This window comes from Oerskovia sp. Root918 (genome assembly GCF_001428945.1).
GTDB lineage: Bacteria > Actinomycetota > Actinomycetes > Actinomycetales > Cellulomonadaceae > Oerskovia > Oerskovia enterophila.
In genome coordinates this window covers 1-13,376 of record NZ_LMJG01000012.1, presented here as the reverse complement: position 1 = coordinate 13,376, position 13,376 = coordinate 1, and the positions used below count along the sequence as shown (strand labels likewise).

At 72.1% G+C, this 13,376-nt stretch carries 14 protein-coding genes, 1 tRNA gene and 1 pseudogene; 8 read left to right on the top strand and 8 right to left on the bottom strand.

Translation table 11 applies throughout. The annotated features are described in order from the left end of the window. Positions 1 to 276: 276 nt before the first annotated feature. Together ASE27_RS09555 and ASE27_RS09550 are read left to right on the top strand one after the other, a co-directional pair. Entirely contained in the window at positions 277 to 882 is a 606-nt protein-coding gene (locus ASE27_RS09555) for a trans-aconitate 2-methyltransferase (RefSeq protein ID WP_056649145.1), read from the top strand. Positions 883 to 1,026: 144 nt separating this feature from the next. After that, positions 1,027 to 1,098, top strand: a tRNA-Lys gene (locus ASE27_RS09550). Between the two features lie 10 nt (positions 1,099 to 1,108). On the opposite strand, the gene ASE27_RS09545 is transcribed toward ASE27_RS09550, so the two are convergent. Further along, positions 1,109 to 1,786, bottom strand: coding sequence for a PAS and ANTAR domain-containing protein (locus tag ASE27_RS09545; RefSeq protein WP_157257504.1), 678 nt, complete (start codon positions 1,784 to 1,786; stop codon positions 1,109 to 1,111). A 584-nt stretch (positions 1,787 to 2,370) separates the two neighbouring features. Between ASE27_RS09545 and ASE27_RS20225 the strand changes: the two genes are divergently transcribed. Continuing rightward, a complete protein-coding gene (locus ASE27_RS20225; RefSeq protein WP_139107900.1) occupies positions 2,371 to 2,571 on the top strand; it encodes a hypothetical protein in 201 nt (66 codons plus the stop codon). A 41-nt stretch (positions 2,572 to 2,612) separates the two neighbouring features. Then, on the top strand, positions 2,613 to 3,374 hold the full coding sequence (locus tag ASE27_RS09540) for a class I SAM-dependent methyltransferase (protein WP_056649139.1): 762 nt from the start codon (positions 2,613 to 2,615) through the stop codon (positions 3,372 to 3,374). Positions 3,375 to 3,491: 117 nt separating this feature from the next. On the opposite strand, the gene ASE27_RS09535 is transcribed toward ASE27_RS09540, so the two are convergent. Further along, the gene (locus ASE27_RS09535) at positions 3,492 to 3,725 is read right to left on the bottom strand and encodes a hypothetical protein (protein WP_056649136.1); all 234 of its coding nucleotides are present in this window, start codon (positions 3,723 to 3,725) and stop codon (positions 3,492 to 3,494) included. A gap of 157 nt (positions 3,726 to 3,882) precedes the next feature. Between ASE27_RS09535 and ASE27_RS09530 the strand changes: the two genes are divergently transcribed. Further along, a complete protein-coding gene (locus tag ASE27_RS09530; RefSeq protein WP_056649135.1) occupies positions 3,883 to 4,866 on the top strand; it encodes a DUF2804 domain-containing protein in 984 nt (327 codons plus the stop codon). Positions 4,867 to 4,940: 74 nt separating this feature from the next. Continuing rightward, positions 4,941 to 5,507, top strand: a complete 567-nt coding sequence (locus tag ASE27_RS09525; protein ID WP_056649132.1) for a pyridoxamine 5'-phosphate oxidase family protein — start codon at positions 4,941 to 4,943, stop codon at positions 5,505 to 5,507. A 50-nt stretch (positions 5,508 to 5,557) separates the two neighbouring features. Here ASE27_RS09525 and ASE27_RS09520 read toward each other — a convergent pair whose 3' ends face one another. From ASE27_RS09520 to ASE27_RS09500, 5 genes are all read right to left on the bottom strand, one after another. Then, positions 5,558 to 6,175 carry an NAD(P)-dependent oxidoreductase gene (locus tag ASE27_RS09520; RefSeq protein ID WP_056649130.1) on the bottom strand — a complete coding sequence of 206 codons (618 nt, stop codon included), beginning with the start codon at positions 6,173 to 6,175 and terminating at the stop codon, positions 5,558 to 5,560. 152 nt (positions 6,176 to 6,327) lie between these two features. Then, on the bottom strand, positions 6,328 to 6,912 hold the full coding sequence (locus tag ASE27_RS09515) for a hypothetical protein (protein WP_056649128.1): 585 nt from the start codon (positions 6,910 to 6,912) through the stop codon (positions 6,328 to 6,330). A gap of 70 nt (positions 6,913 to 6,982) precedes the next feature. Then, positions 6,983 to 8,803: a glycoside hydrolase family 2 protein gene (locus tag ASE27_RS09510; RefSeq protein ID WP_056649126.1), complete on the bottom strand. Its 1,821-nt coding sequence runs from the start codon at positions 8,801 to 8,803 to the stop codon at positions 6,983 to 6,985. After that, entirely contained in the window at positions 8,800 to 10,086 is a 1,287-nt protein-coding gene (locus tag ASE27_RS09505; RefSeq protein WP_082608819.1) for an MFS transporter, read from the bottom strand. The genes ASE27_RS09510 and ASE27_RS09505 overlap by 4 nt, the downstream gene beginning before the upstream one ends. A gap of 62 nt (positions 10,087 to 10,148) precedes the next feature. Continuing rightward, positions 10,149 to 11,744, bottom strand: a complete 1,596-nt coding sequence (locus ASE27_RS09500; protein ID WP_235534290.1) for a class I SAM-dependent methyltransferase — start codon at positions 11,742 to 11,744, stop codon at positions 10,149 to 10,151. A gap of 113 nt (positions 11,745 to 11,857) precedes the next feature. Between ASE27_RS09500 and ASE27_RS09495 the strand changes: the two genes are divergently transcribed. After that, a complete protein-coding gene (locus ASE27_RS09495) occupies positions 11,858 to 12,292 on the top strand; it encodes a VOC family protein (RefSeq protein ID WP_322788309.1) in 435 nt (144 codons plus the stop codon). Further along, entirely contained in the window at positions 12,289 to 12,876 is a 588-nt protein-coding gene (locus ASE27_RS09490) for a TIGR03086 family metal-binding protein (RefSeq protein ID WP_056649116.1), read from the top strand. Before ASE27_RS09495 ends, ASE27_RS09490 begins: the two co-directional genes overlap by 4 nt. A gap of 157 nt (positions 12,877 to 13,033) precedes the next feature. On the opposite strand, the pseudogene ASE27_RS09485 reads toward ASE27_RS09490, so the two are convergent. Then, positions 13,034 to 13,376 (bottom strand): annotated as a pseudogene (locus ASE27_RS09485) (pyridine nucleotide-disulfide oxidoreductase); the annotation flags it as partial.

The window sequence follows — 13,376 nt, the reverse complement described above, 5'->3', positions numbered from 1 at the left end:
GACGCACGGGACGCCTTGCGGCGATCCCTCGGCGTGCGCCTTTCGGTTGCCTCCAACCAAACAAGGATCGGCCGCGATCGCAAGGTCGCAGGCCGATCCACGGCGTGTCTCTCACCCAGTGGGATCGGGCGCGACAGGCGCACGCGAGGCACGTAGGGTCCGCGCACGCAGGGGCGTGGTTGGGCTTCTGCTGAGTGCGGAGCAGTTGTCGCGGATCGCGTCGTCTCGCGACAACTACTCCGCACTCAGCGGTGGCGTCGGTGGGAGCATGGCCGCGTGACCGCTCTCCGCTCCCCCGACCACTGGGCCGTCTACAACGCTGCCCAGCCAGGCCGCGCCGCGCGCGAGCTCTGCCAGGAGGTCCTGTCCCTCGCGGGCCCGGGCGCGGGCCGACCGGCGGTCGACCTGGGCTGCGGCGCGGGCGTCGAGACCGCCGCACTGCTGGGCGCCGGGTGGCGCGTCCACGCGCTCGACGGCGAACCGACCGCTCCGCACCTCGTCCGCACCACCACGGGAGGCGAGGAAGGAGCGGGGCTGAGCGTCGCCGTCGTGCCCTTCGCGGAGCTGACCGACCTGCCGCCCGCCGACCTCCTCTACTCCGGGTACGCGCTCCCCTACGCCTCGCCGGGGGACTTCCCGCGCGTCTGGGCCGCGATCCGCCGCTCCCTGCGGCCGGGCGCGTGGTTGGCCGTGAACCTGTTCGGCGTGAACGACTCGTTCGCGGGGACGATCGACGGGACCTTCCTGACGCGCGAGGAGGCCGAGGCTCTCCTCGACGGGCTCGACGTCGTCGCCTTCCGCGAGGAGGACCAGGACGGCCCGTCGTTCAGCGGCCCCAAGCACTGGCACGTCTTCGACGTGATCGCCCGTGCGCCGCGCTGACCAGGGGAGCGCCCACCGCCCGTCGCTCCGGGTGCCCGACGGCGCCGCTCACCGCACGCGGGCACGTCACCGCGTGCGGGGGCTCGGCGCGTAGACTCTCCGCGGGCCTTGGCGCCGCCTCCTGCGAGGCGACGCACGGTGCCCGGGCCTCTAGCTCAATGGCAGAGCTGCGGACTTTTAATCCGTAGGTTGTGGGTTCGAGTCCCACGGGGCCCACCGTCTCGCCCTACCGCACCGGCCGCTTCCCCTCGAAGAACCGGTCCAGGTCGTCGCGCCGCAGCACTCCCTCGCTCCCCCCGGCCGTCAGCTCGACGACGAGCCGCCGCGACATCTCGCGCAACGGCTCGTTCGTGACGCTCGAGTGGTGGCACATGAGGTCGAACGCCTCGTCGGCCGGAAGCCCGTAGATCGCCATGACCGCCCCCTTGGCCTGCTCGATCGTCGAGCGGCTCGCGGACGACGCCCGGATCGCGGCCGTCGCGTCACGCTGGGCGAGCTCGCGCTGCGTCGTCGTGAGGTCGAGGAAGTAGCCCGAGACGTGCGTCGTCTCGCCCGTCCGGCGGTCGACCCGCCCGCGCCCGACCACGCCGAGGGTCCGCGTCCGCCCGTGCGCGTCGACGATGCGGTGCACGGAGCTGAAGGGCTCGCCGGTCGCCGCGGCGACGAGCAGCACCTCCTCGACACGTGCGCGATCCTCGGGGTGCTTGTGCGCGAGCATCAAGGCCGTGGTGGGCATCACGTCGCCAGGGCGGAAGCCGTGCATCGCGTACAGCTCGTCCGACCACCACCAGGACTGGTCCGACAGGTCGAGGACGAACTGGCCGACGGGCTGTGGTGCGCCGCGCAGCAGTGCCTCGGCGAGCGTGGGATCGAATCGTCGAGCCGGGTTGTACGAAGTGGTCAAGTAGGCCCCCAAGGCATGGGAAAGGAGCGGGCCTACTTCCAGACTCCTCGGTGATCCTAGCCCGGTTCCGACCTCTCACCTGCGAGGACGGTCGCTCGAGGTGCTCGGGCGCCACACCGTGCCGAGGCGTGCCGCACAGCCCACGCACGACGAAGCCCCCGTCGGCCAGGGGCCGAACGGGGGCTTCGTGGAACGTTAGGTGGTGGCGCGATGCAGGGGGTACTTCGCGCCACCGAGGAAGACATTACCCCCTCCTCACGAGGGTTGACGAATCCCTCTCGCCTGGCGGTCGAAGGGAGGCAGTCCTTCCGTTTTCAACCAGTCCGCACACCCTTCGCGACCGCGCTCGACACCACGGCGTCACCGTCTCGCGCGACGGATCGGCCGCGCCGAGCATGCTCCCTGCCCGGCCCGCGGGGTCTCGCCGCCGCGCAGGCACCATCCCGCCCCGTGACCATCGCCTGCACGGTTTCCCGGTCGCCGGTTAAGGTTCGTGCGGGGCCGTATAGACGTGTCGCAAATCCCTCTATATCGGATTCTTCTTCCGATTGCGGGCACCCCTGACCTGTGTGCAGAGTGGTGCGATGGTATGGGTTTCTGTCGGCCTGGTCCTCGTGGTGCTCGGCGTCTCGCTCGCCGCTCGCGCCGCGTGGTCGGTCCGCTCGGGTGAGCAGCGCGGGCGCGCGAGCAACGGCGCGCACGGCATGGGGATCGCGCTGGGCGCGGGCCTGGCCTTCTGGGGATCCGTCGTCCTGATCGTCGCCCTGCTCGCTGACCGGGCGTGAAAAGACCGGCGCCCCTGCCGACCACCTGCCAGACTCGCCGCATGACCCGCACCTTCGACGACCTCGTCTCCGAGGCGGCATCCGTCCCGGTCGACGGATGGGACTTCTCCTGGCTCGACGGACGCGCGACCGAGCAGCGCCCCTCGTGGGGCTACGCCCGCTCGATGGGCGAGCGCATGCGCACCGCGAGCGCCGCGCTCGACCTGCAGACGGGCGGCGGTGAGGTCCTCGCGAGCGTCCCGCACCTTCCCCGGCTGACGGTCGCTACCGAGGGGTGGCCACCCAACGTCGCGAAGGCGACCCGTCTCCTGCACCCGTTGGGGGTCGCGGTCGTCGCGGACGCCGACGAACCACCGCTCCCGTTCGCGGACGAGGCGTTCGACCTCGTCGTGAGCCGGCACCCGGTCCGGCCCTGGTGGGACGAGGTCGCCCGGGTGCTCGCGCCAGGCGGGACGTACTTCGCGCAGCACGTCGGCCCGTACAGCGTGTTCGAGCTCGTGGAGCTCTTCCTGGGCCCGCAGCCCGAGGAGGTCCGCAACGGTCGCCACCCCGACGACGATCGCGCGGCCGCCCAGGCGGCAGGTCTGGAGGTCATGGACCTGCGCTTCGAGGAGCTGCGGACCGAGTTCTTCGACGTCGGTGCGGTCGTCTACTTCCTGCGCAAGGTGATCTGGATGGTCCCGGGGTTCACGGTCGAGCAGTACCGCCCCAAGCTCGAGGCCCTGCACGCGCAGATCCAGTCCGCGGGGCCGTTCGTCGCGACGACGACGCGGTTCCTCATCGAGGCCCGCAAGCCCGCCTGAGGCCGGGCCGGGCCGGGCCACCAGACCCACCGCAGTCTCAGCACACCGCGCACCGAGCAGGAGCCCGGACGTGCAGCGGTGTCCCCGTTGACACCTGCCGTCACCAGCTGGGCGCGGTCAGATCCCGAGGCCGCGCGTCAGGTCGCCGAGCGCGGCACGTGCACGCCGCTTGCGGTCCGCAGGGTCGATCGTGCGCTCGTCACCGGGGTTGGCGCGACGGACGGGCTTCCCGCCGGCCTCCGCTGACTCGACGACGCGGGGCATCCTTCCGTTGGCTCCGGCGGAGCGCGTCGCACGGTTGCTCCGGTGCGGGCTGGTCGGGGCGAGGAAGTAGGGGCGTTGTGTGGTCACGGGTTCGTCCTCCAGTCGTCGCAGCCCCGTCGCCGGGGCCTTGCTCCCCTATGCTCGGACTCCCTCGTTTCGTCCGTGTTGCGAACACCGAACGTTGCAGTGTCGTCCGCAGGAACCTGCGGCACACCGACCCCCTACCGACCAGTAGCCTCCTGACATGACGACGCACGAGCGCGAGATCACCGCCCCGGTCGACCTGTGCCTGCCGGACGGGCGCCTGAACCCCGACGCGGTCGGGTGGACGCGCACCCCGCTGCACCGCGCGAACCTGCGCGGCTGGGGACGGACCAAGCGGTGGGAGTACTGGGGCGTCGTGACGCCCACGCACGTGATCGGCGTCGTCGCGTCGTCGATCGACTACGCGGGGGTCCACGGCCTGTACGTCCTCGACCGGGCGACGGGCCAGGAGACCGCGACGGACGTCGTCGTGCCCCTGGCCCGTGGCGTCGTGATGCCGGAGACCAGCGGCGCGGGCCGCGCCGAGGCCCGCGCGAAGAGGCTCGCGATCGTGATCGACCAGGATCCGGGTGGCACGCGGATCCGTGCCGCGTCCCACGACGTGAGCCTCGACCTGTCGATCCCGCTCCCGCCGGGGCACGAGTCGTTGGGGGTCGTCGTCCCGTGGAGCGACCGCCTGTTCCAGTACACGGTCAAGGACGTGGCCCGGCCCGTCTCCGGCTCGCTCACGGTCCACGGCACCCGGCACGAGGTCAGCGCCGACGACTCGTTCGCGGTGCTCGACCACGGCCGGGGCCGCTGGCCCTACGCGATGACCTGGAACTGGGCCGCAGGCAGCGCGCACGGCCGCGGCATCCAGCTCGGTGACAAGTGGACGGACGGCACGGGCTCGACCGAGAACGCCCTGCTCGTGGACGGTCGGCTCCACAAGATCGGCCAGAAGCTCGACTGGCAGTACGACCGCGACGACTGGCTCGCCCCGTGGCGCATCTCGGGCGACGGGGTCGAGGCCGTGTTCACCCCCTTCCACGAGAAGGTCGCCCGCACCGAGATGGTCGTCGTGGGCACCGAGACGCACCAGTGCTTCGGCACGTGGTCGGGCCACGCGCGCACCGACGAGGGCGTGTGGGTGGACCTGGAGGGTCTGGTCGGCTGGGCGGAAGAGGCGCAGCAGCGCTGGTAGGGCCCGACGGCGCCGCTCGCCTCGAGGCGTGGACGCCCCTCGGGCGTCGCGCGGCCGGGTGCCAGACTGCGGTCATGGCGACCGTCCACGACGAGATCACTCCCCGGCTCTCCCGCTTCGTGCTGTCCCAGCCCGTGTTCTTCGTGGGCACGGCACCTCTCGCGGGCGACGGGCACGTCAACGTCTCCCCCAAGGGCATGGGTGGCACGTTCGTGGTGCTCGACCCGCACCGGGTCGCGTACCTGGACTACACGGGCTCGGGCGCCGAGGCCGCGGCGCACCTGCAGGAGAACGGGCGCATCGTCGTCATGTTCTGCGCGTTCGAGGGACCGCCGAACATCGTGCGCTTCCACGGGCGGGGCCGCTACGTCCTCGCCCGGACGCCCGAGTTCGACGAGCTGCGCCCGCTGTTCGCCAAGGAGCGCGAGTCCGGGCAGCGCGGCATCGTCGTGGTCGAGGTGGACCGGGTCTCGGACTCGTGCGGGTACTCGGTGCCGTTCATGGACTTCGTCGGCGACCGCGACCTCCTGGACCGCGCCCACGACCGGCGAGACCCGGAGTACTTCGACGCGTACTGGCACAAAAAGAACGCGACCAGCATCGACGGGCTGCCCGGGGTGGACATCTCTCCGGTGCCCTGAGCACACCGGACGCCGGCGCGCCCGGTGACGCACGTCCCCGGATTCAGGGTTCAGCGGTTGCTGACCCCGAGCGCCCTGCCGACGGTCGAGTCGTCATCCAGGACGCGGAGCAGGCAGGCGGCGAGGTCGCCGCGGGGGATGGACCCGAATCCCTTGGCGCCCTCGGTCAGCTCCCGCGCCGTCCAGTCACCGGTCGTCGGGCCGTTCGTCAGGCCGGCCGGTCTGACGATCGTCCAGTCGAGATCCGAACGCACGACGACCGACTCCTGCTCGTCGTGGTCGGCCAGCGCCGAGGCAAGGACGACCCGCGTCAGGACCCGGACGAGCGCGGGCATCTGCGCTGCCGAGCCACCTGCCCCCAAGGAGGACTGCACGACGAGCCGGCGCACTCCCGCTTCCTGCATCGCCGCCACGACGACCCGCGTGACCGCAGACCGTTGACGAGAGGTCCCCTTGGCGCCGCCCACGGTCACCACGACGGCGTCCGCCCCGGCGACCGCTCGGGCAGCCACTTCTGGATCGCCGGCGTCCCCCGTCAGGGTCTCGACCCCCGGGGTGACGGCGCCGCCGCTCCGCGACAGGACCGTGACCTCGTGTCCCTCTCCCTGTGCGAGCGAAGCCAGGCGAGCCCCCGTGCCCCTCGATCCACCGACGATGACGATCTTCACGGACTTCTCATTTCGTCGCGGTGCACCCTGCTGTCCGCGGAAGTGTATCTCCGTGCAGGTGGAGCCCGGAGGGGCGCTCGGGCACTCGTCCCGGCCTGGTGCGACCACCCGGTGGACGCGCCCCGCAGGGACGAGAGCATCAGGGCGCACCGTCACGTCGCGTCGAGGTACGCCCGCCCGCGCGGCGAGATGCGGTACCCCACGGGCAGGCTCTCGGTGAGCCCGAGCTCCTTGAGGCGCCGGACCCGGACCTTGAAGTAGTCGCGCTCGACGCCGATCGACGCCGCGAGGTCGCGCGCCACGACCTCGGGCTGCGCGACGATCAGCTCCAGGTAGGACCGGGTCCACGGCTCGGGCGCCGCGCGGTCCATGCGCGCGAGCCGTGTGCGCAGCCCCTCGACCTCCTCGGCCGACAGGTCGGCCTCCTGGCGCAGCGCGATGCGCGGGTCCTCCCCCACGCGCCGCAGACCGATCCGGTACAGGTCGCCCTCGCCCTTCGCTGCGACCCAGGCGAGCGCCGCCTCGGCCGAGCGGAAGCCCGCGGCGCGCGCGTCGTCGTCGGGCAGGACGGGGACCCCTCCCGCCTCCGGGACCCGGTCGATCGACGTGACCTCCACGACCCCGATCCGCGTCCTCATCCGCCCGCCCGCGCGCACGCGCGGCGCGAGCCAGCGGCGGTACGCGAGGGACACCGTGCCGTCCTCGAGCCCGCTGAGCGTCTGCCGGGTCAGCAGCATCCCCTCAGCGTACGAAGCGCCGGGCGAAGCGGCACCACGTCGAGCAGCGGGCAGGCACCGAGCCGTCGGGTCACCCGAGCCGCAGCCCGGCGTTGACCGACCGCACCAGGTCGGCCGGGAGCTTCGCGACCTCGCGGTCGTAGGTCAGCAACCCGTTGAGCTCGTCCTCGACGTCCGAGAGCTGGGTGTAGACCGTCGCGGAGAGCCCTCGCGGGATCGCGGGCACGATCTGGTCGCGGTGCAGCGCCTCGAACGCCTCCCCGAGCGCCGCGGCGTCCCGGAAGCGCTTGTACCCGGCCTCGCTCTCGCTGAAGTCGTGCCCTTCGACCCGAAGGTTGTAGCCCCCGTACTCCGAGAGGACGAGCACTCTGCTGTCGCGCCGCCATCGAGGGACCCGGAACGAGCGGAAGTAGATGTGCAGGCTGCGCAGGTCCCCCGCACGCTGGTCGTGCCAGCCGCTCGCGTGGTCCACCGAACGCGTGGGATCGAGCGCCGTGACGCGGGCTGCGACCTTGGCCGCGTCGAACTGTCCCCAGCCCTCGTTGAACGGCACCCAGACCGCAAGGCTCACGACGTTGCGCAGGTGCTCGACCGTGGCGTCGACCTCGCGGAGGAACTCGGCACGCCCGTCGGGGTCCGTGCGTGAGAACAGCCCGTGGTAGCGGTCGGAGAACCACAGAGGGACGACGGCGTGCGGGACGGTCGCGATGGACCGGTACCGCTCGCCCCCGTTGACCATGTCCTGCCACACGAGGATCCCGAGCCGGTCGCAGTGGTGGTACCAGCGCAGCGGCTCGATCTTGATGTGCTTGCGCAGCATCGTGAACCCGAGGTCCTTCATGGTCGCGATGTCGTGGACCATGGCCTCGTCCGACGGTGCCGTGAGCAGCCCGTCCGACCAGTACCCCTGGTCCAGGACGCCCGCGTGGAAGTAGGGCTCGCCGTTGAGCAGCAGGCGCGGCACGCCCCGCTCGTCCCGCCCGACTCCGAACGACCGCATGCCGGCGTAGCTGCGCACCTCGTCGTCGCCGAGCGTCACGCGCACGTCGTACAGGTGCGGGTCCTCGGGGGTCCACAGGTGGGCGTCCGGGATCGGCACGCGGGCGAGCGTCCCCGCGGGTGCTTCGACCTGCCCGACGAGCGCTCCGCCGTCGTGCACCTGGATGCGCGCCACGGGCGCGTCCGGCCCGACGGCGCCGCTCGCCCCCGCGGGCATCCCGCCCGCGTACACGGTCACCTCGAGGCAGCCGCCCGGGAGGTCCGGGACGAGCACGAGCCGGTCGACGTGCAGCGCCGGGACGGCCTCGACCCACACGGTCTGCCAGATGCCCGACTGGGCGGTGTACCAGATGCCGCCGCGGTCGAGCTTCTGCTTGCCGCGCGCGTGGTAACCCATGTCGCTCACGTCGGTGACCTCGACGAGCAGCTCGTGCGGCTCGTCGAGGGAGCCGGCGAACGCCTCCGTGACGTCGCACGCGAACGGCAGGAACCCGCCCGTGTGACGGCCCACCTCGACGCCGTCGACCAGGACGCGGCACGACTGGTCGACCGCCCCGAAGTGCAGGAAGACCCGCCCGTCGCGCGGGACGAAGCCCTCGGGGAGCGAGACGGTGCGCCGGTACCAGAGCGCCTCGTACGGCTGGAGCTGTCGCCCCACGCCCGACAGCACCGACTCGGGCGAGAACGGTACGACGATCTCGCCGTCGAACACCTGGGGGGCCGCACCGCCCAACGACCCCTCGGGGCCGGCCGCCTGCCCGGTGAACGCGTAGTCCCACACCCCGTTGAGGTTGAGGTAGCTGTCGCGCGCGAGCTGAGGACGGGGGTACTCGGGCAGGGGGGCGTGCCGATCGAGGGCGGCGGCCCACCGAGTGGGCCGGAGGATGCTCATGCAGCGGGTTCCTTGCGACGGAGAAGCGTGACGGGGACGAGGATCAGGAGTAGCACGACGGCGGCCGCGACGAAGATCAGGGGGCTCGGGACCTGCTTGACGACCCCGAGCTCGGAGTAGGTCTCCGCGGCCCCCCTGATCACGGCCGCACCGATGAAGGGTCCGACCAGCATGGGGACGAGGATCGCGAAGACCATGCGCAGACCTTGGACGTGGCCCGCGCGGTCCGGGGGCGAGTAGTCGCGGACCAGCGCCCCGATCGGGGTGAGGACCAGCATGAACCCCGACATCATGACGAGCCCGGCCAGGATCGCGGGCACCATGCCTCGCGCGAACGCCATGAGGACGAGTCCCGTCCCGTAGACCGCGACCGCAGGCAGGAGGAAGCGGACCTTGCCGACCCGGTCGACGATCCGCCCACCGATCACGCTCACGACCGAGGCGCCGAGCAGCACCACGGCCAGGACGATCGCGTACCCGTCGATCCGCAGGGACCGCTGGAGGTAGATGATCAGGTACGGCAGGAACACCTGGGTCGAGATCCCCCAGATCGTCCATGCCGACAGCGCGAGGTACAGGCCCGGGTTCTCGCGGACCGCCGAGGGCCGCAGGCCGTGGACCACCGAGCGCAGGTACCCGTCCTCCTGGCGGACCGTGAGCTCGCGGTCCCGGACGAGGAACCACGACACGACCCCCACGACCACGATGATCGCCCCCACGAGGACGAAGAACCCGCGCCACTGCCCGGCTCGCGTCATGCCGTCGAACGCCCCGAACACCACGAGCATCGACAGCAGCGGCATGACCGCGAGCACCGACTCGACCCGGCCCCGGTTCGCCGGCTCGGTCGAGTCGGTCACCCAGGCCTGGAACGCCGCGTCGTTGGCCCCCGAGCCGAACAACGACATGACCGCGTCGAGCGCGACGACCGCGACCGCCGCCACGACCACGGCGTTCGCCGCCGGAACCAGCCCCGAGACCGTGTCGGGGCTCAGGAACCCGAACGCGGCCGTCGTGATGCCCCACAGGACGTATCCGGCCGCGATGAACACGCGGCGGCGTCCGACCCTGTCGGAGAGCGCGCCGACCAGGAGCGTCGCGAGGGTCGCGGCGACCGCACTCACGGCGACCATGGTCGCGATGACGTTCGGGTCGTCCGTGATGGTGTCGTAGACGAACACGTTGAGGTACATGTTCTCGACGGTCCAGGCGAGCTGCCCGACGAAGCCGAGGAGGACGAGGGACGTCCAGGTGCGGGCCCCCAGGGCCCCGGTGCGCGTCATTGCCACGCACGGATCGTAGTCCTCCTCGCGGGGCCGCATGCCGATCGACGGGTCGAGCGTCCCTACGCCCCGAGCACCGGTCGGCGCGCGACCGTCAGCACGTGCGTGTCGGGCCACTCGACGTGCTCGCCCGTCGTGGCGTCGGTCAACGACGCCACGGGCGCGAACGAGTGCTCGACGAGCCACTCGTTGCGCCACGCCCCGCTCTCGGGCCCCAGCTCGAAGCCCGCGCCCGTCAGCAGCCCGGTCCACGCGTCGCCGTCCAGGTCGCAGAACCGCTCGTGGCACTCGGACAGCCAGTTGTCGGCGTAGTCCTTGGTCGTGAGGAACTCCATGGCGTCGCGCAGCGTGAGGCGGAACGTCCCGGGCAGGACCTCCTCGACCGTGAACGACGCACCCGACAGGCGGGGGAAGTCGTGCGCGAACTGGCGCATCCGCGAGGCCGTCGACAGCCTGCGGACGTGCGCGGCGACGTCGGGCCGCGCCCACGCGTCGAGGTCCGTCACGACGCCCGGGCGCGAGCCGTCGTCGTCGCGGAGCGTGAGGTGCACCGCGCGGTCGCCGTCAGCGGGACCGCACACGTCGCTGTTGATCCACACCCCGCCCGGGCGGGTGTGGGCGAGCACGCGGCGAGCGAACCGCTCGACGTCGGGCACGCCGTCGCCGTACGAGGAGATCTCGTGCGTGAGCGCGATCGTGACGGTCGTGTCGACGCTGCGCTCGGGCATGACCTCACCGCGCAGGATGTTGGCCTGCACGAACCACACGTTCGGGTTCGCGAACACGCCCTGCGTCTTCTTGTGCTCGGCCTCGGCCACGAGGTGGCGCGCGACGTCGACACCGAACAGGTCCGACTCGTGCAGGCGCGGCTCGGCCGCGACCAGCTCGAGCAGGCCGCCCGTCGCGCACCCGATGTCGACGATCCGCCCCGGGAGCACGTACGGGCGCACCTGCTCCCACTTGCGGCGCGAGGCGTCCTCGAACGCCGCGGCGTACGTCCGGTAGTCGCGGGTCGCGGTCAGGTCGCCGTCGCCCGAGACGACGGGGTCGGCGAAGACCTGGACGATCTGCGCCTCGAGGCCGTAGCGCCGGAAGAAGCCCGGCACGGCCGGGTGGGCGACGTCGGTCCACGTCGGGTCACCCGCCGCGAGGCGCCCGACGGCGTCCCACGGGCGGGCAGGCACGTCACCCAGCGCGTCCGTCGCGTCGAGCTCGACGCCCACGACCCGGTAGCCGAGCTCCCGGTAGGCCGCGATGACCGCGGGGGTCGAGCAGGCCACGACCGTCTCGCGAGGGTCGAGCGTCACGGTGTGCCCCGTCGCGGTCTGGACCGTGGTCGTGACGAGGTGCGCGAAGCGCGCGTGCGGGGCCACGTCCGGGACCGGCACGACGAGGCTCGGCAGGTGCTCGACCGCCGTGACGTGCTCGATGAGTGCCTCGCGCCGGTGCCCCGGCACCGGGTTGCGGCGCGTGCCCGCGTGGTTCGCGGACGTCACGGCCCACACGACCACGGCGTCGGGCGAGCACCGGACGCGCTCGCCGTCGAGGTCGCTGACGAGGCCGGCCCGCAACGCCCGGAGGTAGTCCACCTGGAAGCGGGTCACGAGGTGGTGGCGCCCCGGGAACAGGACATGACGGATCAGCTGGTCGTGAGGCACCCGGGTACCTTCGCGCGAGAGCGGGGTGCGGGGCAAGCGGAGCGTCCCCCACCGGACCCGACCGCGCTCCGGTACCGACGTTCCCCTCGTCAGCGTCCCCGTTCCGTGCCATCGTGGAAAGAGGCGCCGACGACGCCTCCCCCGCTGCGCACGACCTGGACAAGGAGCACCCGATGGTCTCGACGACGAACGCATTCAGCAGCTTCTCGGTGAACGACCTGGACGCCGCGCGGGCGTTCTACGCGGACGTCGTGGGGGTCGAGGTCGACCAGACGCCCATGGGCCTGGACCTGCACCTGGGCTCGGGCGGGCACGTGTTCGTCTACCCCAAGACGAACCACGTCGCGGCGTCGTTCACGGTCCTGAACTTCGGGGTCGACGACGTCGACGCCGCGGTCGACGAGCTCGTCGCCAAGGGTGTGGAGTTCGAGCGCTACGTGGGGTTCGACCAGGACGCCAAGGGCATCGCGCGCGGTCCGGAGGGCCCGGCGATCGCCTGGTTCAAGGACCCGGCGCGCAACGTCCTGGCGATCCTGAGCAACCCGTGAGCACCGCGGTGGCGTCGCACGAGCACCTCCTGGCGGCGCACGGCGACGCGATCGGGGCGTTCGACCACCTGGTCCGGCGGGTCCAGGACGACCAGTGGGACCTGCCCACGCCCGACGACGACTGGACCGTCCGCGACCTCGTCAACCACCTGGTCTCGGAGCAGCTCTGGGCGCCCGAGCTGCTCGCGGGCCGGACGGTCGCGGACGTGGGCCCGGTCTTCGACGGCGACGTCCTGGGCGACGACCCTATCGACGCGTGGATCGATGCCTCGACGCAGTCGCGCGAGGCGTTCCTCGCCCCCGGCGCCCTGGACCGCGTGGTGCACCTGTCGTACGGCGACGCCCCGGCGACCGAGTACGCGCACCAGATGACGTTCGACCTCACGGTCCACGCATGGGACCTGGCCCAGGGGCTGGGCGTCGACGCGGACCTGGGCCCCCAGCTCGTGTCGTTCGTGCTGGGCTACGCCCAGCGCCGCAAGGGCATGTTCGCGGCGAGCCGCCTGTTCGCGGGCCCCGTCCCCGTGCCCGACGACGCGCCCGAGCTCACGAGGCTGCTCGCACTCGCGGGTCGCCGGGGCTGACCTCCCGGTCCAGCGCCCTCGAGGAGCCGGACCGGTGGCTCCCCGGACACCACGATCCCCGCAGCTCCCTGGACCTCAGGGCGTTGCGGGGATCGTCAGAACCCGCCGGTGGGCGGAGCGTCGTGCGTGGTGCGCGGGTCAGGCCGTGGTGCGCGGGTCACGCCGTGGCGTCGTCCTCGCGGCGTGCGATGCGGATCATGTCCTCGCGCGGCACGACCTTGATGCGCTCACGGCCGTGCGGCTCGCCCTGCGCGCGCTCGTAGGCGTCCAGGACCTCCCAGTCGGACCACTGGACCAGGTGCACGCCCCGCTCGGTCAAGAACTCGACGACCGCGCCCGGGTCCGGTTGGGTGGCCGTGCGCGAGTCGGCGAGGTCCTCGACGAGGTGGCGGACGGTCTCCGAGGCGTCGGACTTGGTGTGCCCGATCAACCCGACCGGGCCGCGCTTGATCCAGCCCGTGGCATACACCCCGCTTGATCCAGCCCGTGGCATACACCCC